The following is a 23,906-nucleotide window of genomic DNA, read 5'->3' as shown; positions in this document are numbered from 1 at the left end:
CACTCAACCGTGCAAGCCCATTTACGGAGCGGTTTGTGCACCTTGTCGGTGCTGGTCTAGTCCAGATAGGTAACGTTGATGCGTGATGAGGCAATCAAGGCGGTGACATCCATCGGCCTGGCGCTGCAAGAGCAGATCGACCACGGCCTGTTGCCGCCTGCCAGCAAACTGCCGGCCGAGCGCAAGCTCAGCGAGTTGTTCGGTACCACCCGGATTACCGTGCGGGAAGCCTTGTTACAACTGGAAGCGCAGGGTCAGATTTATCGCGAGGAGCGACGCGGCTGGTTTGTCTCGCCGCCACGGTTGGCCTACAACCTGATGCAACGCAGCCACTTTCACGCGATGGTCAGCGACCAGGGGCGGGTGGCGTCCACCGAGGTCATCTCCGCGCGGCTGCAACCGGCGTCGGCGGCGGTGTGCGCCTGGTTGCAGCTGCCGGCACTGTCGAGCGTGATCCAGATCTGCCGGGGGCGGCGCATCGATGGACGCCTGGTGTTGTATGTGGAGCACTACCTGAACCCGCAGTATTTCCCGGGGATCCTGGCGTGTGATTTGAATCAGTCGATGACCGAGCTGTACGCACGCAAGTACGACCTGCACTACGGGCGGGTGCGTTTCGAGATCGTGCCGACGTCACTGCCGGTGGAGGCTGCTGCGGCGTTGCGCGTATCGGTGGGCAGCCCGGGCTTGCGTATCGCCCGGGTCAATTATGACCAGCACCAGCGGTTGATCGACTGCGACCTGGAGTTCTGGCGGCATGATGCGATTCATGTCGGTGTGGATGTCATGGGGTCAGCGCCTTGATCACCTGGTCCACATTGGTCTCCAGCTCCGCCACCGGTTCCGCACCGTCCACGTTCAGCACCAGCAGCCTGGCGCCACTTGCCGTTACCGCTGCCGTCACCGCCTCACTCGGCTGGCGATGATGCAGCACCACCGCCACATCGTTGTCCTTCAGCTCGGCCGTGAGTTTCTGTAGCGCCTCGGGCGTCCAGTCGGCATCCGGCCGTGCATCGGTGCTGAGCGCTTCGAGGTTCAAACTGCTGATCAGATAAGCAAAGTGATCGCTCAGGCTGACCACACTCAGGTTATCCGCCTTGGCCAGGCGCGCTTCGCTGTCGGCGGTGAGTTTGAGCAGGCGCTGCTTGAGGGCGGCGAGGTTGGCGTCGATCTTCGGCTTGGCGCCCGGGGCCAGGCGGCTCAGGTCGGCAGCCAGTACATCGGCCATGCGTCCCATATTGTTGCTCGACTGCCATGGCTGGCTGTTCAGGCCATCGGCAACGCCCGGCTGTACGGCGATGCCGGGCAAGCCACCATCCACCGGGCGGGCGGCGTCGACTTCGACGATACGGATATTGCTACGCCGCGCCACCGGGTACAGCGGGTCATCGGCCCACAATGAGCGCAGGCCGATGGCGGCGTCGGCGTCCAGCGCCAATTTGCTCAGGGCCGGCGCGCCACGGCCGGTGAAGTAGGACACCTGGCGTGAACCTGGCAAGTTGGCCGGCGCGGCGCGCTCAAGCTGTACGTTGGTGCCTTTGAGCAGCACCTCGGCCAGGCCGTAGGTAATCGGCAGCGAAGCGAGGATCTTCACCTGTTTTACCGAAGTGGCCTTGCTCAGTGCGGCGTGGCCCAATCCCTGATGGATCTTGAGAGGTTTGGGCTCTACCCCGTCGACCGCCAGGGCCGAAGTGCTGATGAAACACGTGATGGCCATAGCCAATGGACGAAGTACAGGGCGCATTATCCAAGATTCCCTTTGAGGCTGGGCACTGTGCCGCGCGCGATGGCGGCCAGGGCGAAGGCGATACCGGCGACCAGGATGATGGCGGCGCCGGACGGCACGGGCAGGTCGAAGATGATCGGCAGCAGGATCCCGCACAGGGTGCTGACTGTGGCAATCGCCACCGAGACCCAGAAGAAGCCCTTCAGCGACTGGCTCAGCAGGCGCGCCGCAGCCGCCGGAATCACCAGCAGCGCCCCCACCAGGATCGCCCCGATGACCTTGACCGCCGCGACGGTGATCAGCGTCACCAGGATCACGAACAGGTAGTCCAGGGTTTTCACGGCGACGCCGCGCACAGCGGCCAACTGCGGATTGAAGCTGGCCAGCATGATGCGGTTGTACAGCGGCAGCGCCAGGGCCATCACCAGCGCACCGACAACCGCCAGCACCAGCAGATCGTTGCCGTTGACCGTCAGCACCGAGCCAAACAGCACGTTCTCGAGGATATGCACGTTGATCTTGCCGGCCAGGATCAGCAACAGGCTCGCCCCCAGCGCCAGGGACACCGACAGGAACACCCCGATCAAGGTGTCCGGCGCCAGGCCCGTGCGGTTGCGCAGGTAGTTGAGCAGGATGCCGAACAGCAGGCAGTAGCCGAACAGGGCGCCATACGGCCCGGTGTAGGGTTCCCCCAGCAGGATCCCGACTGCCACGCCGGTCAACGCGGCATGGCCAACCGCTTCGGAGAAAAATGCGAAGCGCTTGACCACCACCAGCGTGCCCAGGCCGCCCAGTACCGGGCCGATCAGCAGACCGGCGAGCAGGGCGTTGACCACAAAACCGTAGGCCAGCGCCTCCGGCAGGTAGCCAGAAGAGGCCCAGCCCTGGACCATCAAGCGAAAGGCTTCATAACTCATTGCGCCGGGCTCCGAGGGTGGGTGGAGAACAGGGTCAGCAGGCGGTCCGGGGTCAGCGCCTCCTTGGGCGTGGCATCGAACAGCACGCGGCGGTTCAGGCCGGTGACGCGGTCGGCCAGGCGGCCCACGGCTTCCAGGTCATGCTCGATCCACAGCACGGTGATCCCGGCCAGGCGCCAGTCATTGAGCAGGCGCTCGAACACCTGGATACCGGCTTCGTCGAGGGCCGACATCGGCTCATCCAGCACCAGCAGGTGCGGCGCCGGGATCAGCCCCTGGGCCAGCAGCACACGCTGGCGTTCACCGCCGGACAGGGCGCCCATGCGCCGCTTGCGTTTGTCCTGCATGCCGACGCGCTCCAGTGCGTCCCCGATCGCGCCGGCGTAGTGCCTGGACAGGCCCAGGAACGCCGGGCGCCGTTGGCACATGGCAGCCATGAAATCATCCACGGTCATCGGCAAGCCCCGGTCAAACTCCAGGGCCTGGGGTACATAGCCGATGGTGCCGGGCGCGGCTGGCCAATGCAGGCTCAGCCGACCCTGATGGGGTGTTTGCCCGAGCAGGGTCTTGATCAGCGAGCTTTTACCGCCGCCGTTGGGGCCGACCAGCGCATGGATGCTGCCCGGCTGTACCTGGAAACTCACCGCATCGAGGATCGCGGTGCGACCCAGGGTCAACGACACCTTGTCGAACTCGAGCGTCGGGCCGACGCTGACCGCCTTCAGCTGTTCCGCCGCCGTCATGCTCCGGACTCCTGAATTGCCCGGACCACCGTGTTGAGGTTACCGGTCATTTCCACTTCGTACTTCTCGGCGCTGTATTCGCCGTAGGAAATATGCGACAGCGGGTACAGCTTGACCCCGGATTCACGCTGGATGGTGTCGACGTAGGTGGACGGGAAGTCCATCTCCGAGAAGATCACCTTCACGTCCAGGGCGCGCAGTTCGTCGATGGTTTTCTTCAACTGGCTGGGGCTTGGCTCGATGCCGTGGGCCGGTTCGACCACGGCGGTGACTTCCAGGCCGAACTCGCGCAGCAGATAGTCGTAGGCCGCATGCACGGTGGCCACGCGCAGGTCCGGGTTGGGTGCGCTGGTCAATTTGGCCAGGGCATCGGCACGCATCTGGCGCAGGCGCTTGCCGTAGGCGCGGGCGTTCTGGGTGTAGGTCTTGGCGTTGTCCGGGTCGAGCTTGCCCAGTTCGCGGGCAATGTTGTTGACCTGGGCAATCGATGCGCTGATCGACAGGAAGGTATGCGGGTTGACCACCTTGCCCGCACCGCGTGCGGCGTTACCGGTGGCGGCCAGCAATGGCACATTGGCGTTGGCTTCGATCACCGGGATGTCCGGGCGCTCGCTGGTGGCGATCATGCGGTCGGCGAAATCATCGTGGCCGACGCCGTTGAGCACGATCACGTCCAGGGTGCCGATGCGCTTGATGTCTTCGGCGCGTGGCTCGTAGGCATGCGGGTTGAAACCGGCCGGAATCAGCGGCACCACCTCGGCCTTGTCGCCGACGACATTGGCCACGTAGCTGTAATAAGGGTGCAAGGTGATGCCGATACGCAGGCGCTTGGTTGCCTCGGCATTGGCAAGGGGAGCGAGCATCAGGCTGAACAGGCCAACCAGCAACAGGCGCAACAGGGGCGATGAAATAGACATGGGCAATCGGTCTTCTCGTTCAGTGACGGTGCTGGCGGGTGACGCCGGCATCGAATTGCGCGACCACCTGCCGCCAGCCGGCTGCGATCAGCGCCTGGTCGGAGAGGTCGGAGGGAGCGGCGAGGTTGGCCTGGCGATTGAGCCAGATGTCCGGCTCGGCACCGTGCACGCGCATCAATAATGAACCGCTGGTCGCTGGCGCCTGGCTCAAGCCCAGGTAGGCCGAGGGTTCCAACAGTTGCCAGCGGTGATCGCCGCGGCTGACCGAACTGGCGTCCTGGGCAAACGGCGCAAAGCCTTCTTCGGCCAGTTGCGCCGGGCTGGGCAGCGCGCTTTGTTCCTGCTGCAACAGCTGGATTTCATCCAGGGTCACCCGCAGGTCCGCATAGACGCCTTGCTCGGCGGCGCTCAGGTCGCGGCGCGCGTCCAATTGGTGGCTGGGCACCGCCGCGACTTCCTGGGATTCACCGTGCAGCGCTATTACCGAGCCGGCCACCGCGAGGATGATCAGGCACAACAGCAGCACGTAGAGGGTTTCGTGACCGGCACCGGCCGGGCGTACAACCTGTGTGGTACTCATTGCGGCTGGATATCCGCTTGGTCGATTTCCACCACGTGGCCGGGACCGGCATCAAACAGCACGTAGAACTCGGCGGACGGTTTCTTGAAGGTCAGGGTCGAGTCCTGGCCGAGTTTGCCGGGCACCAGGATGGTTTCGTCGTAGCCGATCACGTCCAGGGTCACGCCGGGTGCACCGCTGCCGTCGGAGAAGCCGCCCTTGCACTGGATCTGCTCACCGGGGATTTCCTTGCACTCGCACATCGGGTTGTGGGCGAGGGCGACGGTACTGAACCCCGCACCCATCAACAGGACGCCGCAGGCGCGGGTCAGTCGCATCAAAGTCATGGTTTAACTCCTTGCTTGTTCAGCCAGGCAATCGTGGCAGGCGAGGCCTGGCTCAACGGGATGGAGCCCTGGTGCATGCTGCCGTCCCAGCCTTCCATGGTCACCCACAGTTCGGCGTCGACGGGCGTGCGTTCCGGGATCGGCAGGCCGGCGCCCATGCGGTAGGGCGTACCGAAGAAGATCACCCCGGCAGCGCGCAGGCTGCGCGGCTTGCCGATGCGCAGGTAGGTGGCCTTGACCTGGTTGGCACAGCTGTCGCACAGGGCGGCGTTGAAGAATTTCATCGGGCCGGCCGGGTCGGGGCGCGGGCCTTCATTGCGAAACTCGGCAAGCTTCAGGCTCCAGGGTCCGACCTGTACGTCGCCGGCCACCCGTTCGCCGATGCCGGTGTCGCCGCGAAACAGCGCTGCATCCGCGAAGTACTTGGGCATGAAGCCCAGCGGCACCAGCAACAGCAGCACATTGAGATGGAAACGCCATTTCAGCCAGAGCGCCCGCAGAGGCGATGGTTTTACCGCAGCGACCTTGCTCATGAGTTGGCCTCCGAGGTTTGCGCCTGCCGGGCGGGGAGGGAAACCGGTTTGTGCTGTGCCTTGGCTTCACGCTTGAAGGCATTGAGGGTGGCCAGGGCGGTGCGCTTGGTCCAGATCAGCAGGCCGCTCAACACCATCATGCTCATGATCAGGCCGAAGAAGGCCCAGATCAGCTTGATCCAGATGCCGCCGAAGTCGCCGGTGTGCAGGGGGCGCATGGATTCGGTGACGAACTCCAGCTTCGAACGGTCGGACAGCAGGTGCGCCGCAGCCACTTCACCGTCATAGGGGTTGATCTGCGCGGTCTGGAACATCAACGGGTACCAGCCCCGCCCGCCGATCTGCAGGTGACTGTAGGCATTGAGCGGCAGGCTGATGAAACTTGCCTCCAGGCCAGGAATGCGCTGGGTGGCGATCTTGATCGCCTCGTCCACCGGAATCATGGGGGCCGGCACGCCGGGCGCCGACATCGGCACCTTCTCCCGGGCAATCACCGGGATGACCGGTTCGGTGGAAATCGAAATCTGGTTGTCGCCCAAAATCGCCCGGATCAGGAACCAGATGCCGGTAACGGAGATGACTGCTATGAACCAGATCGACCAGATACCGCTCAAGCGGTGGAAGTCCCCCCAGAAAATCCGCGCGCCGTGGCGGATCCGCAGGGTCGGGCGCAGGAAGCCTTTCCAGAACCGTTTGTACACCACCAGCCCGGTGACCAGCGACGCCAGCAGCGGGATGCCGAGTGCCGACACCAGGTACCAGCCCCAGCTGTAGCCATTGGTGAACGGCACCAGCCACCAGCCATGCAGGGCGCGGGTGAACTGCTGGAAGTTGAAGGAGGGGCTGATGCCCTGGATCGCCCCGGTGTACGGGTTGACGTAGACCTCCACCGAGCGTCCGTCGGGGTAGCTGAGGTCGACGCTCAAGGCAAAATGCGATTCGTCGGGCCGGCTGATCGACTGCACATATACCTGGGGTTCATCGCGCTTGATGGCGGCGATCACCTGGTCATAGCTCAGCGGTTCGGCATCGTCCGAGGGCTTGCTCGCACGGATATCCGGGTTGGCCAGCCAGACGATCTCCTGGCTGACCACCGCCAGGGTGCCGGTGACGCAGACGATCAGTACAAAGAACCAGATAGGCAATGCCAGCCAGCTATGTACGAGAAACCAGAGTTTGGAGCGTGACTTCTTCGACATGTGAATGAGGGTCTTGATCGGAGGAGGGCAATGGAGGCCCGGAAAAGGCCAGTCGTAGCTTTTGCTGACGCGACGGGCTGTATCTAAGTTAAGACGGATGAGAATGAGAAATCCCTAAGGCGGATATGAAAGAAAATGTTTCAGGTTCACATTCGGGGCGTTTTATCGCCTTGATCGAACACGAAACATGTTCCAAGCCATCACCCAGGCGCCATTGATGGGGCGAGGCGGCTGCGTAGGATGGGCGCATACCGTTGAGCGCCGACAAAAGTGAGCCCAGAAAAATGACTGCCCGAACCCTCTACGACAAACACATCGATTCCCACACGGTGTGCCCCCTGGATGACCAGGGCCATGTGCTGCTTTACATCGACCGCCAGGTGATCAACGAATACACCAGCCCCCAGGCCTTCAGCGGCTTGCGCGAGGCCGGGCGCAACGTGTGGCGCCCAGGCACGGCGCTGGCCGTGGTCGACCATGTGAACCCCACCACGCCCAAGCGCGTCGCGGCGATGCCCGATGCAGGCGGGGCGCGGCAGGTGTCCTACCTGGCGGAGAACTGCCGGGACTTCGGCATCGAGCTGCTGGACATCCTCGACAAGCGCCAGGGCATCGAACACGTAATCGCCCCGGAGCAGGGCTTTATCCTGCCAGGCATGGTGATCGCCGCCGGTGACAGCCACACCACCACCTACGGCGCCCTCGGTGCCTTCGGTTTCGGCATCGGCACCTCGGAGATCGAACACCTGCTGGCCTCTCAGACGCTGGTCTACAAGCGCCTGAAGACCCTGCGGGTCACGGTTGAGGGCGACCTGGCACCCGGCCTGACGTCCAAGGATGTGATCATGGCGCTGATCGGCAAGATCGGCGCTTCCGGTGCCACGGGCTATGCCATTGAGTTTCGTGGTTCCACCATCGATGCGCTGAGCGTCGAGGCGCGCATGACCATCTGCAACATGGCGGTGGAAGCGGGCGCGCGCGGCGCGTTCATGGCGCCGGACGAAAAAGTCTTCGCCTACCTCAAGGGCAAGCCGCGTGCGCCGAAAGGCGAGCTGTGGGACCAGGCACTGGTGGGCTGGCGCCAACTGCACTCGGATGCCGATGCGGTGTTCGACCAGGAAGTGCACCTCGATGCCAGCACCCTGGAACCCATGGTCACCTGGGGCACCAGCCCCGACCAGGCCGCCCCCATCGGCACCCGCGTGCCCGACCCGCAGGACGTCAGCGACCCGATCCTGCGCCAGGACATGCGCCGCGCCCTCAACTACATGGGCCTGGAAGCCGGTATGCCGTTGAGCGAGATCGTCATCAGCCATGCGTTCATCGGCTCCTGCACCAACGCCCGCATCGAAGACCTGCGCGACGCCGCCAGCGTGGTGCGTGGCAAGCGCGTCGCTGAACACGTGCGGGCGATGATCGTGCCGGGCTCCACCGAAGTGCGCGACCAGGCCGAAGCCGAAGGCCTTGCAGCGATTTTTATCGACGCCGGCTTTGAATGGCGTCAGTCGGGTTGCTCGATGTGCCTGGCGATGAACGACGATGTGCTCGCCCCCGGCGACCGCTGTGCGTCCAGCACCAACCGCAACTTCGAAGGCCGCCAGGGCGCGGGCGCACGCACCCACCTGATGAGCCCGGCGATGGTCGCCGCCGCTGCCATTACCGGCCGCCTCACTGATATCCGCCACTTTGGAGCGCACCCATGAGCCTGCAACCCTTCACCCTGGTCACCGGCAAGGCCGCGCCGATGCTGGCGGCCAACATCGATACCGATGTGATCATGCCCAAACAGTTTCTCAAGGGTATTGACCGCAGCGGCCTGGACCGCGGGCTGTTCTTCGACCTGCGCTTCTTGCCGTCCGGCGAGCCCAACCCCGAGTTCGTGCTGAACCTGCCGGCCTGGCAGGGCGCATGTTTCATGGTGGTCGGGCCGAACTTCGGCTGCGGTTCCAGCCGGGAACACGCGGTATGGGGCTTGAAGCAGATGGGCATCCGCGCGCTGATCGGCAGCAGCTTCGCGGGGATTTTCTATGACAATTGCCAGCGCAACGGGGTGTTGTTGATCACCTTGGATGAGGCGGTGTTGCAGCAACTGGGCAAGACCGTCAGCCAGGCGGACCAGGCGCAGATCAGTGTCGACCTTGAAGCCCAGCAGATCCATTTGGCGGATGGCCAGGTGATCCCGTTCCAGATCGATACCCTGCGCAAGACTGCGTTGTTGCGGGGCCTGGATGCCATCGGCAGCACCTTGCAGCGCAGTGCGGAGATCAAGGCCTTCGAACGCCGGCACCTGCAAGCCAACCCCTGGCTGAGCTAGATCGACAATCCCTTGAAATGCTCCTGCAAAAACTCCACGCAGGCCCGCAGCTTCCCGGAATACGCCAACCGTGTCGGGTACACCGCCCACACGTTGGCGCTCTGGGTATAACCGTGCAGTAGCTGCACGAGCTTGCCTTGCTCCAACAGCGGCTTCACATCCCACATCGAGCGCAGCAGCACCCCGCGCCCATCCAACGCCCACTGCAACACAATTTCGCCATTGTTCGACGACAGCGGCCCGCGTACGCGCACGCTTTCCTGGGTGCCGTCGCGCTCCAGGTTCCAGATGCCGAACGCGTTATCGCGCTCCTTGAGTATCAGGCAGTCGTGCTGCTCCAGGTCACTCAACTGTTGCGGTGTGCCGCGCCGCTCCAGGTAAGCCGGGGCGGCGCACAGCACGCGCCGGTTGCTCACCAGCCGACGGCCGATGTGCTGGCCGGGGATGTCGTCGCCCACGCGGATCTCCAGGTCGAAGCCTTCGCTGACGATATCCACCACGCGGTCGAACAGGTCCAGGCGGATTTCCAGGTCCGGGTACTGCTCAGCCAGCAACGATACGGCGGGGGCCACATGGTTGCGACCGAAACCGAAGCTGCTGCACAGATGCAGGTGGCCACGCGGGCGGTCATGGGCGTCGGAGAGTTCATCGGACAGTTGCTGGAAATCTTCGAGGATGCGCACCGCCCAGCGCTGCACCCGTTCACCGTCTTCGGTCAGGGCAATGCGCCGGCTGGTGCGGTGCAACAGGCGGGTGGCCAAGGTGGTTTCGAGAATCTGGATGCGCTTGCTGACATACGCTGGCGACAAGCCCAGCTCATCGGCCGCCGCAGCGAAACCGGCCTTGCGGATCACGGTCAGGAACACCCGCAGGTCTTCGGGTAGGGGCACGGTATCTTTCTTGTTAGTCATCACAAACGGGGCTGGCGGCATGAGCCGCCAGAATAGCACCGGTTGGGCAGACCTTTCGGCAGGCCCGGTTGCTTGCCGGCGGTGAACGCGATAGCAGCGAAGGCGCCGATCGGTGCCCTCCCGGCAGATAATGCCGAGGATGCGGAAGAACCGGGGTTACAGCGCTGCTCAGCGAAGGAAGGTCAGGACTTCGCCCAGCAGCAACTCAGGGGCTTCTTCGGCGATGTAATGGCCGGCCGGCAGGGCCTTGCCACGCACGTCGGTGGCGACTTTCTGCCATTCCTTGAGCGGCTCGAAGCAGCGCCCGACAGTGCCTTCGGCACCCCACATCACCAGTAACGGCAGGCTCAGGTGATGGCCGGCGTCGATGTCCGCCTGGTCGTGCTCAAGGTCGATACCGGCGGCAGCACGGTAGTCCTCGCAGATGCCCGTGGCGGCGCCCGGCAATTTCAGGCAACGCAAGTATTCGGCGAAGGCTTCCTGAGTGAACGGCTTGAGCCCGGCGCTGCGACTGCCCATCACGCTACGCAGGTACAGCTCCGGGTTGCCCTCGATCAAGGCTTCCGGCAAGGGCGCCGGACGGATCAGGAAGAACCAGTGCCAGTAGGCGCGGGCGAAGGCTTCGTTGGTCTGCGCGTACATCGACAGGGTCGGGGCAATGTCCAGCAGCACCATGCGTTGCACGGCCGCCGGGTGGTCCAGGGCCATGCGGTGGGCCACGCGGGCACCACGGTCGTGGGCCAGCACCGAGAACCTGTCGAAGCCCAGCGCCTGCATCAGTTCGACGTTGTCCCGGGCCATTTCCCGTTTCGAATAATGGGTGTGATGGTCATTGGCCGGCAGCTTGCTGCTGTCGCCATAGCCGCGCAGGTCGGCGGCCACCACGGTGAAGTGTTCAGCCAGTTGCTCGGCGACTTTGTGCCAGATGACGTGGGTTTGCGGATGCCCGTGCAACAGGAGCAGACCGGGACCTGTACCACCTTTGCGGTAGCTGATGTCCACGCCGTTGACGTGGCACTGGTCTTTCTGGAATCCGGCGAACATGGAATGACTCCTTGTGATGAATGCTTGCATCGTGGAATCACGCGGCATTCGGGGCAAGGGCAAAAACGTGGAGGGGGTGTTCATGAAGTGTGATGCAGGAGCGGGCTTGCTCGCTCCTGCAAAGGGTCAGCCTTGTTTGAACAGGGCCTCGGCACGTTCGCGGATCTGTGCTTCGGTCAGGTCCTCCTTGTGGGTCGCCAGGAACCACAGATGACCGAACGGATCCTTCACACTGGCGGAGCGGTCGCCATAGAACTGGTCCTTGGGCTCGGACACGACGCTGGCGCCAGCCGCAACGGCTTGCTTGAACTGCGCGTCGACATCGCTCACATACAGATGCAAGCCGACACTGGTGTGTTCGGCCGGGTTGCGCAGGGCCATTCCGTCGCAGGGCGTGCCCAGCATGATGGCCGAATCGCCGATGCGCAGCTCGGCATGGCCGACTTTGCCATCCGGCATGTCCAGACGCATGACCTGGGTGGCGCCGAAGGCTTTTTTGTAGAACTCGATGGCTTCACTGGCTTTGTCGATGCCCATATAAGGCGTGATGCTGGCGTAGCCCTTCGGAATAGGTTCAACGCTCATATCGCTCTCCTTGATTGTGGTTGTAGAGAAACGGCCTCTTCACTATAGGCCACGTTCCGTGTGGCCTGTGGGCAGTCGACGAAGTGTTGGGGCCGCAGGTCATGCAGGGGGTGTCGGTTCCAGCAACTGTGCCCCCGGCCCGCGCTCACCAAGCTGGTCATCCTGATTGCGCAATGGACACGCCTCCATCGACAAACATCCGCAGCCAATACAACCATTGAGCTTGTCGCGCAGCAGCGTCAGCTTGTTGATGCGCTCATCCAGGTCTTGCCGCCACAGCGCCGACAAACGCTCCCAATCCTGGGCGTTGGGCGTGCGCGCCTCCGGCAATGTCTGCAAGGCTTCGCCAATCGTTGCCAGCGGAATGCCCAGGCGCTGGGCGATCTTGATCACCACCACGCGCCGCAGTACATCCCGGGGGTAACGCCGTTGATTACCGGCGTTGCGATTGCTCTTGATCAGCCCCTTGGTTTCGTAGAAGTGCAGCGCCGTGACCGCCACACCACTGCGGGCGGCCAGTTGGCCGACAGTGAGTTCCTTGTTGAGCATGAAAAACTCCAGATAAGCGCTTGACCTTGACTTAACTAGAGGTTTTACCCTGCATGGCATCGAATCGCAAGATTCTGCCTACAGAGGAAGGGGAGTGTTCATGCAGGTATCAGAGAAGAATCGCAGCTTCACTCAATTGATCGAGTTTCAGATCGAACCCCGGCAACAATCTGCCCTGGTGGCCGCCCTGACCCTTCAGAGCGAACGCCTGGCCCAGGGCCATGGCGGCTTTATCAATGCGAGTGTGCTGGTCAGCGATGACGGACGGCGGGTGCTCAATTACCTGCAATGGCACTCGCGTGAAGACGGCGAGGCGGCCTTCCAGTGTTTTGAGCATGGCGAGGAAGATTTCTGGACATTGATTCGCGCCCACCAGGCCACGGCCGTGACCTTTGGTTCGTTCCAGGTGCTGCGCAGTTTCGAGCGCAGCCACGACAACGCGTTGCACTGCCGCCTAAATGGATAGGTGCAGCATGCGCTCGCCTTGCACGTTTTCTCCGGGCCGGCGCTTGTTCACCGCCAGCTCGCCGATCTTGATCAGGCGCGTACGTGTGACGTTGCGGCTCAGGCCGAGCAGGTTGGCGGTGTGGACCTGGTTGTAATGGCTGAAACGGTAGGCGGCCCGTAGCAGGGCATCTTCGACCTTTTCATGCAGGGCGCCGGCCTGTTCCTCGAACAGTTTCTGGAAGGCCCGCGCCAGCAATGCTTCAGCGCTGTTGTCGCTGCCGTGCTGGCTGTCGTCCTGGCGCTCGATGCGCATGTTAGACAGGCGCAGGTCGTCGCGCTCGATCACGCCGTTCCGGCAGATCAGCAGGGTGTGGTGGATTACGTTTTCCAACTCGCGGATGTTGCCCGGCCAACTGTAGCTTTTAAGCTTGTGCTCGGCCTCGCGGCTGATGGTGATGGGGCCATACCCCAGGCGCTGGCTGTAGGCTTCGATAAAGTGTCGGGTCAGCGGCAGGATATCGCCGGGGCGCTCGCGCAGCGGGCTGAGCTCCAGGCTGACCACGTCGAGGCGGTAATAGAGGTCTTCGCGGAAATGCCCGGCGTTGATGGCTTTTTCCAACTGCACGTTGGTTGCGGCCAAGACGCGCACATCAATCGGAATGCTCTTGCGCGAACCCAGGCGTACGACTTCTCGTTCCTGCAGGACCCGCAGCAGTTTGACCTGGATCGCCATCGGCAAATCGCCGATCTCATCGAGAAACAACGTGCCGCCGTCGGCCTCCTCGAACCAGCCGGCCTTGGCGCTGAGGGCGCCGGTGAAGGCGCCTTTTTCATGGCCGAACAGTTCGGCCTCCACCAGGGACTCGGAGAACGCCCCGCAGTTGACCGCCACGAACGGCCGGTTGCGCCGTGCGCTGAGGTTGTGGATGTGGCGTGCCACCAGCTCTTTACCGGTGCCGGTCTCGCCGATGATCAGCACGCTGGCTTCGCTGGGCGCCACTTGCTGGATGTGGTCGAGCAACGCCTGGGATTTGGGGTCTTCGAAGACCTGGGCCGTGGCGCGGATCGAGGTCGCGAGGGCGGGCGAGGGCGGTAGGGTCAACAGCTGCATGGGCACCTCTCTTAGGAATAGAACGTTGGAATCGGCAGGGAGTGGTTCAGCGCCCAGTCCCCCAGTTCGTGGAGTTTGTAGTCCACCGGGTCGTGCAGGGTCTGGGTGCGCAGGTTGCGCCAGTGACGGTCCAGGCGCAGCGATGCGTGCGTGGAGCGCGCGCCGGTGACTTCGAACAGGCGGCTGCACAGCTCCAGGCCCTGCTGGGTGGCGGCGACCTTGGCGGTGGCGATGGCAATGGCCAACTGGCCGCGTTCGGTTTCGCTGAGGTTCGGGCCTTTGGCCCAGGCCTGGTCGAGCAGGTCGGCAGCGCGCTCCACCAGCAGGCGCACGCCTTCCAGTGCGACCCAGAATTCGCCGTAGTGATGCAGTACGTAAGGGTCCCTGCGCACATCTTCGGCCGAGGATTTATGCCAGGCGCGGGTTTCGGTGAGGGTGTAATTGCGCGCTTCCTCGAAGGCGCCTTCGGCAATGCCGAGAAACATGTGGGTGAACGTCAGTTGGGCGATCAACGGGCGCAGGCAGGCGAAGGGTGTGCTCAGCGGTCCCGGATCGAGCAGCAGCTCGGATTCTTCGACGCGCACCCGTTCGAAGCTGGCGCTGCCGCTGTCGGTCTGGCGCTGGCCGATATTGTTCCAATCATTGTGCAAGGTGATGCCGCTGCGCCCGCTGGGGATCGCTGCGATCAGCAGTTTGCCACCGGCGGATTCGTCCACCGCCGAAGCGATCAGCATTTCAGAGTCGCTGGCGCCGGAGCAGAAGCTCTTTTTGCCGGAGAACTCGCGCCAGCCGCCGAAATCCTTGACCACGGTGCGCGTGTCCAGCGGGTTGAGGGCGTTGCCCCAGAACCAGTTTTTGCGCGCGGTCTGTTCGAACCAGGGTTGCCATTGGTCCGGGCGTGAAAACAGGCGCACGGTAGCGAGCATCAGGTGGTGAAAACCGAAGACATGGGCGATGGAGCTGTCGACCTTGGCGAATTCACGCACGATACCCAGGGTGTCGCTCCAGCGTGCGCCGAGGCCACCGTACTGGGTGGGAATGCTCAGGGCCAGCAGGCCGCTCTGGCGCAGGGCGTCGCGTTCAGCCTTGGGCGTGCCGCCGCGTTCGTCACGTTCGACGGCGGTGAGGGCGAAGTCGGCGGCCAGCAGTCTGGCGGTCTGCAAGGGGGACGGCAGGACGCTGTGGGGTTTGGCGGTCACACGGTGTTCCTCATTGATCTCAAGCTTTGGTCGGCAACACATCGTTGGCAATCATTTCGCCAAAGGGGCCCGTGAGGTTGGTGATGCCGTGGCCGGCAAGGCTGGCATAGGGTTCCGGTAGCAACGGGAACACCAGCTCGGCGAAGCGATAGGCTTCTTCCAGGTGCGGGTAGCCGGAGAAAATGAAGCTCTCGATCCCCAGGTCCGCGTATTCCTTGATGCGTTCGGCCACTTGTTGCGGGTTGCCCACCAGCGCGGTGCCGGCCCCGCCGCGCACCAGGCCGACGCCGGCCCACAGGTTGGGGGCGATTTCCAGGTTGTCACGGCGCCCGTCGTGCAGGGCGGCCATGCGGCGTTGGCCTTCGGAATCAAAGCGCGAAAAGGATTTTTGCGCGGCGGCGATGGTTTCGTCGCTGATGTGCTCGATCAGCTTGTCGGCGGCTTTCCAGGCGTCTTCTTCGGTCTCGCGCACGATCACATGCAGGCGGATGCCGAACTTCACGGTGCGCCCGTGGCGTGCGGCGCGCTCACGCACATCCGCGAGTTTTTCCGCAACGGCGGCGGGTGGTTCGCCCCAGGTCAGGTACACGTCCACCTGCTCGGCGGCGAGGTCGTGGGCGGCGTCGGAGGATCCACCGAAGTACAGCGGCGGGTAAGGCTTCTGCACCGGCGGGTAAAGGGCCTTGGCGTTTTGCACGCGCAGGTGCTTGCCTTCGAAATCCACCGATTCGCCCTGCAACACACGGCGCCAGATACGTAGGAATTCGTCGGAGACTTCGTAGCGTTCGGCGTGGTCGAGGAAACTGCCGTCGCCACGGTTTTCGTCGGGGTCGCCGCCGGTCACCACGTTGATCAGCAGGCGGCCATTGGACAGGCGATCGAGGGTCGCCGCCATGCGCGCCGAGACAGTCGGCGAAATGATGCCCGGACGAATCGCCACCAGGTAACGCAGGCGTTCGGTCAGCGGCACCAAGGCCGAGGCGATGACCCAGGAGTCTTCGCACGAGCGCCCGGTAGGAATCAGCACGCCGTGGTAGCCCAGGCTGTCAGCTGCCTGGGCGACTTGTTTCAGATAATTGAGGGTGACCGGCCGTGCACCCTGGGTGGTGCCCAGGTAATGACCGTCGCCGTGCGTTGGCAGAAACCAGAAAACATCCATGACCAATCCTTAAGCGATTTTCAGCAGAGAGGGGGAGTGCGCGGCGAACAAAGGCGCTGCGCGTTCTGCCGCCAGTTGAATACGGGCTTTCAGTAATTCGCTGGTTATTTGGTAGTCGGTGAAGTCGGCCTCGGTGGCGTACACACCGATCGGCAGGGTCAGCGCCTGGAAAAAGCTGAACAGCGGACGCAGTTGGTGGTCGAGGACCAGCGCGTGGCGTTCGCTGCCGCCGGTTGCCGCCAGGAGCACGGGGGTGCTGATCAGCGCATTGAGGCCGACCAGGTCGAACAGGTGCTTGAGCAGGCCCGGGTAGGAACCGCGATAGACCGGCGCGGCGACGATCAGCAAGTCGGCCTGTTCGATGGCCAACAGTTGCGCTTCGACTTCTGCGGGCAGTTCATCACGGGACAGCGCACCGCCCAGCGGCCGGGCGATATCGCCCAGCTCGATCAGGGTGGCCTGGATCGGCAGCAAGGTAGCCAGCTCAGCCAGCACCGCCTGGGTCAACACCAGGGTACGGGACGGGCGCCAGGTTCCGCCGGAGAGGGCAACAACATTCAGGGGACGGGTCATGAACAGTTCCTTTTTCAACAGTGGTTCATAGCAGGTGGAGTGCAACCGCTTGAGCAAGAGCTGTACCAACGGGTGCAAGCCTTGATCGACGCGGGTTGCAGGCTCACTGCTGAAAAATGCCGGTGTTGGCTGCCTGGTGATTTGTTGATTGGCTGTTGCCAGGGCAACAGTTGCGTGGGCAACAGTGCCAGGGCGGTGTAGTCCCGTTATAGAGGGTTGTGTTTATTCCGTAAATGAACGTATTTCCATACTTATAGATCATAAGGAAATATAAAGGCGGTGCTATCGAAGGTGCGTTGGCGGTTGATAGCAACTATCAAGGCAGGTGATTTTTCACCATTGAGGGGCCGGAGTAGCCTGTGTTCATTGACTCGAAACCTCCTTTGCAGGGCCACCACCATGAACCGATTCCTCGCTGTTTCCTTATTGATTGTCAGCTCAGTCCTTGCCGGATGTGCGACTCATCCTTCGCCTGAATTGCGTCCTTACACCGCAGAAGAAACCAAGCAGTTGGCCCTCGAAGCATTGAGCCGTCGTGGTTTGTCGTTTGACGAATATCAACAGCAGCGCGCCGCGCTGACCGGCCAGCCACAGAAACCCTTCGACTTTGATAGCAAGGGCGAAATGAATGCCGAACGCAGCGTGACCCTGCATGGTCGTCCCAGTTGAACCCGCGCCCAGCGACAAAAAGCCCGAGGTTATCCACAAGGATCCTCGGGCTTTTTGTTTGCCATGGAGCGACTTCAGCCTGTTAAGCTGAATTTCAGGAGCGTTCCTACGCACATTTACATAAAGTGGTCCTTCTTTAATGGCGTGTGATCGGTTAAACCTGACGACCTCTGTCCCGGTCCGTGCCCCTGAGACGCTGCTCTCGGGAACCTGCTCTGCGAGTTTCTAACGTCATGAATAAACGTCCGTTGTATTTCGACTATGCCGCCACCACCCCGGTGGACGAGCGGGTCATCCAGGTGATGGTCGAGTGTCTGGGCTTCAACGCCAATTTCGGTAACCCCGCGTCCAGTTCCCATGCGTTCGGCCAGGCGGCCCGGCAGACGGTCGAACAGGCGCGTCGTCAGGTGGCCGGGCTGGTCGGTGCCAACCCGGACCAAATCGTCTGGACCTCCGGCGCCACCGAATCCAACAACCTTGCGATCAAAGGCGTGGCCCAGGCGCGGGGCGTGGCGGGTGGGCATATCATTACCAGCCAGATCGAACACAAGGCCACCCTGGATACCGCGCGACAATTGCAGGAAGCCGGCGTGGCCGTGACCTACCTGGTGCCGGACGCCGATGGCTTGATCAGCGCCGATGCCGTCAGCGAAGCCTTGCGCGAGGACACCTTCCTGGTGTCGTTAATGCTGGTGAACAACGAGCTCGGCACCCTCAACGATATCCCTGCCATCGGTGCCCGCGTGCGTGAACACGGCGCGTTGTTGCATGTGGATGCGGCGCAAGGGGCGGGTAAGGTGGCGATCGATCTGGCGCAGTGGCCGGTGGATCTGATGTCGTTTTCCGCGCACAAACTCTATGGCCCCAAAGGTATCGGTGCTTTGTACGTCGGTCCGCGGGCGCAGCAGAAGGTCCTGGCGCAGATTCACGGTGGCGGCCACGAGGGTGGCTTGCGTTCCGGCACCCTGGCGACCCATCAGATTGCTGGCATGGGCACCGCGTTCGCCTTGGCGGCGGCGTCTTTCTCTGAAGAAAAGGCGGTGATTGTGGCTCTGCGCCAGCGCCTGCTCGACCAGTTGGAGTCGGTGGCCGGTGTGCGCCTCAATGGCAGCGCTACACAGCGTATTCCCCATACCCTGAGCCTCACGTTCAGTGAAGGCGAATTCAACGCCGCGGCGTTGAGCGCGGGGATCGCGTTTTCTGCGACCTCGGCCTGCAATTCGGCCAGCAATGCACCGTCCCATGTGCTGCTCGCCCTGGGCCATGATGCACGCAGCGCCAGCCGCACCATTCGCTTGAGCCTCGGCCGGTTTACCACTGAACAGGATATCGACCAGGCGGTGCAACTGATCAAGGCGGCCCTCGCCAGCGCACCGGCGTTCTGGGCGGTCTGATTCATTTATCGCGACACATAACAATTATTCGTGGTTAGCAGGAGACACAATGAGTACGCAGCCCTTGACCCATGGAACGGTTCCCCAGCGCCTGGCGCATACCCGTGCACTGATGAGCCGCGAGGGTATTCATGCCCTGCTGGTGCCGTCGGCCGACCCGCACTTGTCCGAGTACTTGCCGGGTTACTGGCAGGGGCGGCAATGGCTGTCGGGGTTTCATGGCTCGGTGGGAACGCTGATTGTCACTGCGGATTTCGCCGGTGTGTGGGCCGATAGCCGTTACTGGGAACAGGCGACCAAGGAACTCAAGGGCAGCGGCATCGAATTGGTGAAGCTGCAGCCGGGCCAACCCGGGCCGCTGGAGTGGCTGGCCGAGCAAACGCCGGAAGGTGGTGTGGTGGCGGTGGATGGTGCGGTCATGGCCGTGGCTTCGGCGCGTACCCTGGCCGGTAAGCTGGCGGAGCGCGGCGCGCGCTTGCGTACCGATATCGACCTGCTTGATGAAGTCTGGCATGACCGTCCGGCATTGCCGAACCAGCCGATCTATCAACACCTGCCACCGCAGGCTACTGTCAGCCGTATTGAAAAACTCGCTTCGCTGCGTGCTGCCTTGAAAGAGAAGGGCGCCGACTGGCATTTCATCGCGACCCTGGATGACATTGCCTGGCTGTTCAACCTGCGTGGTGGTGACGTTTCGTTCAACCCGGTGTTTGTGTCCTTTGCATTGATCAATCAACACCAGGCCACGCTGTTTGTGGCGCTGAGCAAAGTCGACGCCGAGTTGCGGGCTGTGCTGGAGCAGGATGGCTTGACGCTGCGCGACTACAGCGAAGTGGCGGATGCATTGCGCGCGGTGCCGGCGGGCGCCAGTCTGCAGGTCGACCCGGCGCGCGTTACCGCGGGTTTGCTGGAGAATCTCGATGCCGGCGTCAAGCTGGTCGAAGGCCTCAACCCGACCACATTGGCCAAGTCCCGCAAGAGCCTGGCCGACGCAGAACATATCCGCCAAGCCATGGAGCAGGATGGCGCAGCGCTGTGCGAGTTTTTCGCCTGGCTGGACAGTGCGCTGGGCCGTGAGCGCATCACCGAGTTGACCATCGACGAACACCTGACCGCTGCACGCAGCCGCCGCCCTGGTTATGTGTCGTTGAGTTTCAACACCATTGCGGCCTACAACGCCAACGGCGCGATGCCGCATTACCACGCCACTGAAGAAGAGCACGCGCTGATCGAAGGCGATGGCCTGCTGCTGATCGATTCGGGTGGCCAGTATCTGGGCGGCACCACGGATATCACGCGGATGGTGCCGATCGGCACGCCGAGTGACGAGCAGAAGCGGGACTGCACCCGGGTGCTCAAGGGCGTGATTGCCTTGTCCCGTGCCCACTTTCCGAAAGGGATCCTGTCGCCGTTGCTGGATGCGATTGCCCGCGCGCCGATCTGGGCGGAAGGCGTGGACTACGGCCACGGTACTGGCCACGGTGTAGGCTATTTCCTCAACGTGCATGAGGGCCCACAAGTGATTGCCTACCAGGCGGCTACCGCGCCGCAAACGGCGATGCAAGCGGGGATGATCACCTCCATTGAACCGGGTACTTACCGTCCAGGCCGTTGGGGCGTGCGTATCGAGAACCTGGTGTTGAACCGCGAAGCGGGCAAGACCGAGTTCGGTGAGTTTCTCAAGTTCGAAACCCTGACCTTGTGCCCGATCGACACGCGCTGCCTGTTGCCATCGTTGCTCACGGCAGACGAGCGTGAGTGGTTCAACGCTTACCACACTGAGGTGCGCAAGCGTTTGAGCCCATTGCTCAGCGGTGCCGCGCTGGAGTGGTTGCAGGTACGCACTGCGGCTATCTGATTACCTGCCAGGCAGTAACGTGCCAGGGCGTTTTGGCCATCAAGCTCTAACTCAACGCTTCGCGCACAAATTCCAGACGGTCCTGACCGAAGAACAGCTGGTTGCCTACAAACATACTGGGGGCACCGAACACGCCGCGTTGAACGGCCTGTTCGGTGTTGTCCTTCAAGGCAGCCTTAACGGTTTCGTCATTGGCCAAATTCAGGATTTCATTGGCGGCAAATCCGTATTCAGTGAGTACGGCAGCCACGACGGCGGGGTCTCCCAAGTGACGGCCTTCGACCCAAAGGGCATGGAACAGGCAATCAACGAAGTCCAGGAAACGCTCAGGCTGGTGTAATTGGATGCCGGTGACCGCTCGCATCAACACCAGCGTATTGATGGGGAAGTGCGGGTTGAACCGGAGCGGTACGTTGTAGCGCCGGGCGTAACGCGCCAGGTCATCGAGCATGTAGCGACCCTTTGCAGGAACGGTGATTGGAGAGGCGTTACCGGTGGCCTTGAACACGCCGCCCAATAACATGGGTTTATACACAAGCTGTGTATCGGTTGCCGCGCACAATGCCGGTAGCTGGGTGTAGGCCAGGTAGGTGGCGGGGCTGCCCAGGTCAAAGAAGAATTCCAGGGTTTTACGCATGGTCGATGCTCGCTGATTATTGTTATGGGGGCGTGCTTACCAGGGTTCATTCCAGGGGCGCAGGTCCAGTTCAAAGGTCCAGGCATCACGTGGCTGGCTGTGGAGGTGCCAATAGTTATCGGCGATATGCTCGGGGCTGAGGATGCCGTCCTGGTCTTTGAGTGCGTATTTCTGCGGGAAATTGTCGCGAATGAAGTCGGTGTCAATGGCACCATCGATCACGACATGGGCGACATGGATGTTCCTGGGACCCAGTTCCCGCGCCATGCTTTGCGCGAGGGCCCGAATCCCGTGCTTGGCCCCGGCGAAGGCGGCAAAACCTGCGCCGCCGCGCAATCCGGCGGTGGCGCCGGTAAACAGGATGGTGCCTCGATTGCGCGTGACCATGCGCTTGGCCACTTCGCGTGCGTTCAGAAAACCGGAGAAGCAGGCCATCTCCCAGATCTTGAAATACTTGCGCGCGGTTTCTTCCAGGATGCTGCACGGCACATTGGCGCCGATATTGAACACAAAGGCTTCAATCGGACCCAGCTCAGTTTCGATCTGTTCGATCAGCGCGATGACGTCTTCTTCTTTACGCGCATCACAGGTAAACCCATGGGCTTCGCCGCCCACTGCGTTAATACTGTCCACCAGCGGCTGTAACTTATCGGCGCTGCGGCGGCTGACGCAGGCCACATAGCCTTCGCGGGCGAAGCGTCTGGCAATGGCGCCGCCGGTTGCATCACCGGCGCCCACTACCAATACGATTTTTTTGTTGTGTGTCATGGGAACTCCGTTGGCTCGATGGTAGAGCAGGAGTTTAGACGCCGTGTCGCGAAGGGCCGGATTTGTATCCGGATTTGATAGGAGCAGTCAGAGATGACTGCTCATTCGATTACTTACAGATGACGATCATACTGCGGCTGGTGTAGCCGGCAGGGTTGAGGCCGAATGGGTAGTCCCCAGGTTCCTCAGAATTGTCACCGGACTTTGCGATTACTCGGTAGCCCTTGGCGCCACAGGAGTTGGTCGCACTGGTGTAGCACTGCTCCCAGGAAGAAGACAGGCCGGAACAGTTGATATGCAACCCTTTTTTGCCACGTTTCACTTCTGTCTTGGTGGTCGCGGCACAACCAGCAACGGCCATGACCATTAACAGTATTAAAATTCGCTTCATTCCTATCCTTAATAGCCGCCTTGCAATGCCAGAGGCCGGCTCTACTCGCTTTCGGGTGTAGCGTTCGCGCTGTCCTTGTCGAAATTCTCCATGAATGACATTCGTTTACGGCTTAAACATGGCCTAAATGTGCGGTAAATACCAGAGCTACATTCAAACAGACTTCAATCCGAGGCAACCAGTGGCTTTGGTTCGCTGCGCATCGTTACCGTGGCACCTACGGAGGCCAAAATGATGCAAGTGATTGCCAGCCACTGGGCGAAGGACAAGTGCTCGTGCAGGAATAACAGGCCGGAAAGCGCGCCGAAAGCCGGCTCAATGCTCATAAGAGTGCCGAAGGTTCGGGCAGGGAGGCGCGTCAGTGCGACCATTTCCAAGGTGTAGGGCAGGGCGGTGGACAGAATGGCGACGCCGATGGCGATCGGGATCAGTGCGGGAGTCAGCAATGCGCTGCCTGCGTGGACGATGCCGATAGGTGCAACAAACAATGCGGCGATCATCACCCCGAGGGCGGCGGTCTGGACGCCGTTGTCATTCCCTGCTTTCTGACCATACAGAATGTAGAGTGCCCAGCAGACGCCTGCTCCCAGCGCGTAGGCTGCCCCCAGCAAGTCGATGCCGCTGCTGGCCTCGCCCATCGGGATCAACAAGAGAAGGCCGATGATGGCGAGGGCAATCCACAGGAAGTCGACTGCGCGCCGAGAGGCGTAAATGGCCACCGCGAGGGGGCCGGTGAATTCCAGGGCGACCGCAATCCCCAGGGGCACGCTGCGCAATGACATATAGAAGAGAAAGTTCATGCCACCCAACGCCATCCCGTAGACGATGACGGTACGTAAGGACTTGGAGGTCAGTTTGGCGCGCCACGGGCGCAACAAAAGCAGCATGATCACGCTGGCGAAAATCAGGCGCAGTGCCGTTGTGCCTTGTGCGCCAACGACAGGGAACATGCTCTTGGCCAGCGAGGCGCCGGACTGGATAGAGGCCATGGCGATCAACAGCAGGCCGACAGGGAACAGTGTCGAGGCCAGGCTGCGGGGGGAGGTGGTCATTGGGGAATTCGTCCGAAGTCATATAAAAGAAGCAAGAGCGCTATGATGCTCAACTGTTTGGTGATGAGCAATATATTGCTCAATTATCCTTTTTGATGCGTTATACAGGACGGACTTTGAGTGTTTCAGGCTCTTTGATAGAAAAACCAAATTAAGGGTTGACGGCAGATTCTGGAAGTCTATAATTCGCCCCACTTCCGGCGCAGTCGAAACGGAAAACTCCTTGTTAAACAAAGAGTTACGCAGAATTCGACAGCAACTTACTTCAGTTCATCGAAGTCCAGGAGGAGTTGGTAGAGCAGTG

Annotated in this window: 27 protein-coding genes; 7 read left to right on the top strand and 20 right to left on the bottom strand. The window is 62.0% G+C overall.

Annotated features, from left to right (window positions below; translation table 11 throughout):
* The first annotated feature begins 78 nt into the window (after nucleotides 1–78).
* Nucleotides 79–804 carry a UTRA domain-containing protein gene (locus AC3WP7_RS28780; RefSeq protein ID WP_033900319.1) on the top strand — a complete coding sequence of 242 codons (726 nt, stop codon included), beginning with the start codon at nucleotides 79–81 and terminating at the stop codon, nucleotides 802–804.
* Here AC3WP7_RS28780 and AC3WP7_RS28775 read toward each other — a convergent pair.
* From AC3WP7_RS28775 to AC3WP7_RS28740, 8 genes are read right to left on the bottom strand one after another with little or no spacing between them, the layout of a single operon-like run.
* On the bottom strand, nucleotides 785–1,744 hold the full coding sequence (locus AC3WP7_RS28775) for a metal ABC transporter substrate-binding protein (protein ID WP_102593152.1): 960 nt from the start codon (nucleotides 1,742–1,744) through the stop codon (nucleotides 785–787). The genes AC3WP7_RS28780 and AC3WP7_RS28775 overlap by 20 nt on opposite strands.
* A complete protein-coding gene (locus AC3WP7_RS28770) occupies nucleotides 1,744–2,643 on the bottom strand; it encodes a metal ABC transporter permease (protein ID WP_071492268.1) in 900 nt (299 codons plus the stop codon). Before AC3WP7_RS28770 ends, AC3WP7_RS28775 begins: the two co-directional genes overlap by 1 nt.
* The gene (locus AC3WP7_RS28765; protein WP_071492269.1) at nucleotides 2,640–3,386 is read right to left on the bottom strand and encodes a metal ABC transporter ATP-binding protein; all 747 of its coding nucleotides are present in this window, start codon (nucleotides 3,384–3,386) and stop codon (nucleotides 2,640–2,642) included. The genes AC3WP7_RS28770 and AC3WP7_RS28765 overlap by 4 nt, the downstream gene beginning before the upstream one ends.
* The gene (locus AC3WP7_RS28760) at nucleotides 3,383–4,303 is read right to left on the bottom strand and encodes a metal ABC transporter substrate-binding protein (protein WP_092248031.1); all 921 of its coding nucleotides are present in this window, start codon (nucleotides 4,301–4,303) and stop codon (nucleotides 3,383–3,385) included. The genes AC3WP7_RS28765 and AC3WP7_RS28760 overlap by 4 nt, the downstream gene beginning before the upstream one ends.
* Nucleotides 4,304–4,322: 19 nt before the next feature.
* The gene (locus AC3WP7_RS28755; RefSeq protein WP_093530170.1) at nucleotides 4,323–4,883 is read right to left on the bottom strand and encodes a DUF6162 family protein; all 561 of its coding nucleotides are present in this window, start codon (nucleotides 4,881–4,883) and stop codon (nucleotides 4,323–4,325) included.
* Nucleotides 4,880–5,209, bottom strand: a complete 330-nt coding sequence (locus AC3WP7_RS28750) for a hypothetical protein (RefSeq protein ID WP_071492272.1) — start codon at nucleotides 5,207–5,209, stop codon at nucleotides 4,880–4,882. Before AC3WP7_RS28750 ends, AC3WP7_RS28755 begins: the two co-directional genes overlap by 4 nt.
* Nucleotides 5,206–5,742 carry a PA2404 family protein gene (locus tag AC3WP7_RS28745; RefSeq protein WP_092248034.1) on the bottom strand — a complete coding sequence of 179 codons (537 nt, stop codon included), beginning with the start codon at nucleotides 5,740–5,742 and terminating at the stop codon, nucleotides 5,206–5,208. Before AC3WP7_RS28745 ends, AC3WP7_RS28750 begins: the two co-directional genes overlap by 4 nt.
* The gene (locus tag AC3WP7_RS28740) at nucleotides 5,739–6,941 is read right to left on the bottom strand and encodes a PepSY-associated TM helix domain-containing protein (RefSeq protein WP_071496151.1); all 1,203 of its coding nucleotides are present in this window, start codon (nucleotides 6,939–6,941) and stop codon (nucleotides 5,739–5,741) included. The genes AC3WP7_RS28745 and AC3WP7_RS28740 overlap by 4 nt, the downstream gene beginning before the upstream one ends.
* Nucleotides 6,942–7,225: 284 nt before the next feature.
* Here AC3WP7_RS28740 and leuC point away from each other — a divergent pair, with 284 nt between their 5' ends.
* Entirely contained in the window at nucleotides 7,226–8,644 is a 1,419-nt protein-coding gene (leuC, locus tag AC3WP7_RS28735) for a 3-isopropylmalate dehydratase large subunit (protein WP_102593153.1), read from the top strand.
* Nucleotides 8,641–9,255, top strand: a complete 615-nt coding sequence (gene leuD / locus AC3WP7_RS28730) for a 3-isopropylmalate dehydratase small subunit (RefSeq protein WP_093530174.1) — start codon at nucleotides 8,641–8,643, stop codon at nucleotides 9,253–9,255. Before leuC ends, leuD begins: the two co-directional genes overlap by 4 nt.
* Here the strand turns inward: leuD and AC3WP7_RS28725 are convergent.
* The 4 genes from AC3WP7_RS28725 to soxR all read right to left on the bottom strand — a co-directional run bounded on the left by AC3WP7_RS28725 (nucleotide 9,252) and on the right by soxR (nucleotide 12,344).
* On the bottom strand, nucleotides 9,252–10,166 hold the full coding sequence (locus AC3WP7_RS28725; protein WP_207240106.1) for a LysR substrate-binding domain-containing protein: 915 nt from the start codon (nucleotides 10,164–10,166) through the stop codon (nucleotides 9,252–9,254). The two genes, leuD and AC3WP7_RS28725, sit on opposite strands and share 4 nt — an antisense overlap.
* A 168-nt stretch (nucleotides 10,167–10,334) precedes the next feature.
* On the bottom strand, nucleotides 10,335–11,210 hold the full coding sequence (locus AC3WP7_RS28720; RefSeq protein ID WP_102593154.1) for an alpha/beta fold hydrolase: 876 nt from the start codon (nucleotides 11,208–11,210) through the stop codon (nucleotides 10,335–10,337).
* 126 nt (nucleotides 11,211–11,336) lie between these two features.
* On the bottom strand, nucleotides 11,337–11,795 hold the full coding sequence (locus AC3WP7_RS28715; protein ID WP_102593155.1) for a VOC family protein: 459 nt from the start codon (nucleotides 11,793–11,795) through the stop codon (nucleotides 11,337–11,339).
* A gap of 99 nt (nucleotides 11,796–11,894) precedes the next feature.
* Nucleotides 11,895–12,344, bottom strand: a complete 450-nt coding sequence (soxR, locus tag AC3WP7_RS28710) for a redox-sensitive transcriptional activator SoxR (RefSeq protein WP_102593156.1) — start codon at nucleotides 12,342–12,344, stop codon at nucleotides 11,895–11,897.
* A 100-nt stretch (nucleotides 12,345–12,444) separates the two neighbouring features.
* Between soxR and AC3WP7_RS28705 the strand changes: the two genes are divergently transcribed.
* Nucleotides 12,445–12,810 carry an antibiotic biosynthesis monooxygenase gene (locus tag AC3WP7_RS28705; RefSeq protein WP_071492281.1) on the top strand — a complete coding sequence of 122 codons (366 nt, stop codon included), beginning with the start codon at nucleotides 12,445–12,447 and terminating at the stop codon, nucleotides 12,808–12,810.
* On the opposite strand, the gene AC3WP7_RS28700 is transcribed toward AC3WP7_RS28705, so the two are convergent.
* From AC3WP7_RS28700 to msuE, 4 genes are read right to left on the bottom strand one after another with little or no spacing between them, the layout of a single operon-like run.
* A complete protein-coding gene (locus tag AC3WP7_RS28700; protein WP_071492282.1) occupies nucleotides 12,799–13,902 on the bottom strand; it encodes a sigma-54 interaction domain-containing protein in 1,104 nt (367 codons plus the stop codon). The genes AC3WP7_RS28705 and AC3WP7_RS28700 overlap by 12 nt on opposite strands.
* Before the next feature lie 11 nt (nucleotides 13,903–13,913).
* Nucleotides 13,914–15,101, bottom strand: coding sequence for an acyl-CoA dehydrogenase family protein (locus AC3WP7_RS28695; RefSeq protein WP_093514461.1), 1,188 nt, complete (start codon nucleotides 15,099–15,101; stop codon nucleotides 13,914–13,916).
* A gap of 19 nt (nucleotides 15,102–15,120) precedes the next feature.
* On the bottom strand, nucleotides 15,121–16,260 hold the full coding sequence (gene ssuD / locus AC3WP7_RS28690; RefSeq protein ID WP_071492284.1) for an FMNH2-dependent alkanesulfonate monooxygenase: 1,140 nt from the start codon (nucleotides 16,258–16,260) through the stop codon (nucleotides 15,121–15,123).
* A 9-nt stretch (nucleotides 16,261–16,269) separates the two neighbouring features.
* Entirely contained in the window at nucleotides 16,270–16,833 is a 564-nt protein-coding gene (msuE, locus tag AC3WP7_RS28685; protein ID WP_092248091.1) for an FMN reductase, read from the bottom strand.
* Between the two features lie 399 nt (nucleotides 16,834–17,232).
* Between msuE and AC3WP7_RS28680 the strand changes: the two genes are divergently transcribed.
* The 3 genes from AC3WP7_RS28680 (at nucleotide 17,233) to AC3WP7_RS28670 (ending at nucleotide 20,754) form a co-directional block, all read left to right on the top strand.
* Complete coding sequence (locus tag AC3WP7_RS28680) at nucleotides 17,233–17,502, top strand: hypothetical protein (RefSeq protein WP_092248061.1); 270 nt, start codon at nucleotides 17,233–17,235, stop codon at nucleotides 17,500–17,502.
* A gap of 233 nt (nucleotides 17,503–17,735) precedes the next feature.
* Nucleotides 17,736–18,896 (top strand): cysteine desulfurase family protein, encoded by a 1,161-nt coding sequence (locus AC3WP7_RS28675; RefSeq protein ID WP_071492286.1) that lies wholly within the window; start codon nucleotides 17,736–17,738, stop codon nucleotides 18,894–18,896.
* A gap of 49 nt (nucleotides 18,897–18,945) precedes the next feature.
* Nucleotides 18,946–20,754: an aminopeptidase P family protein gene (locus tag AC3WP7_RS28670; protein ID WP_102593157.1), complete on the top strand. Its 1,809-nt coding sequence runs from the start codon at nucleotides 18,946–18,948 to the stop codon at nucleotides 20,752–20,754.
* Between the two features lie 46 nt (nucleotides 20,755–20,800).
* Here the strand turns inward: AC3WP7_RS28670 and AC3WP7_RS28665 are convergent, their stop codons facing one another.
* The 4 genes from AC3WP7_RS28665 to rhtA all read right to left on the bottom strand — a co-directional run bounded on the left by AC3WP7_RS28665 (nucleotide 20,801) and on the right by rhtA (nucleotide 23,602).
* Nucleotides 20,801–21,391 (bottom strand): 2-hydroxychromene-2-carboxylate isomerase, encoded by a 591-nt coding sequence (locus AC3WP7_RS28665; protein ID WP_102593158.1) that lies wholly within the window; start codon nucleotides 21,389–21,391, stop codon nucleotides 20,801–20,803.
* 36 nt (nucleotides 21,392–21,427) lie between these two features.
* Nucleotides 21,428–22,159: an SDR family oxidoreductase gene (locus tag AC3WP7_RS28660; protein WP_092248073.1), complete on the bottom strand. Its 732-nt coding sequence runs from the start codon at nucleotides 22,157–22,159 to the stop codon at nucleotides 21,428–21,430.
* A gap of 109 nt (nucleotides 22,160–22,268) precedes the next feature.
* Nucleotides 22,269–22,550: a hypothetical protein gene (locus AC3WP7_RS28655; protein WP_058426920.1), complete on the bottom strand. Its 282-nt coding sequence runs from the start codon at nucleotides 22,548–22,550 to the stop codon at nucleotides 22,269–22,271.
* A 164-nt stretch (nucleotides 22,551–22,714) separates the two neighbouring features.
* A complete protein-coding gene (gene rhtA, locus AC3WP7_RS28650; protein WP_071492290.1) occupies nucleotides 22,715–23,602 on the bottom strand; it encodes a threonine/homoserine exporter RhtA in 888 nt (295 codons plus the stop codon).
* Nucleotides 23,603–23,906 lie beyond the last annotated feature (304 nt).

Source organism: Pseudomonas sp. FW305-3-2-15-C-LB1 (assembly GCF_058787615.1).
Note: the sequence above shows the minus strand (reverse complement) of the source record. Positions and strands in the feature narration are given on the sequence as shown.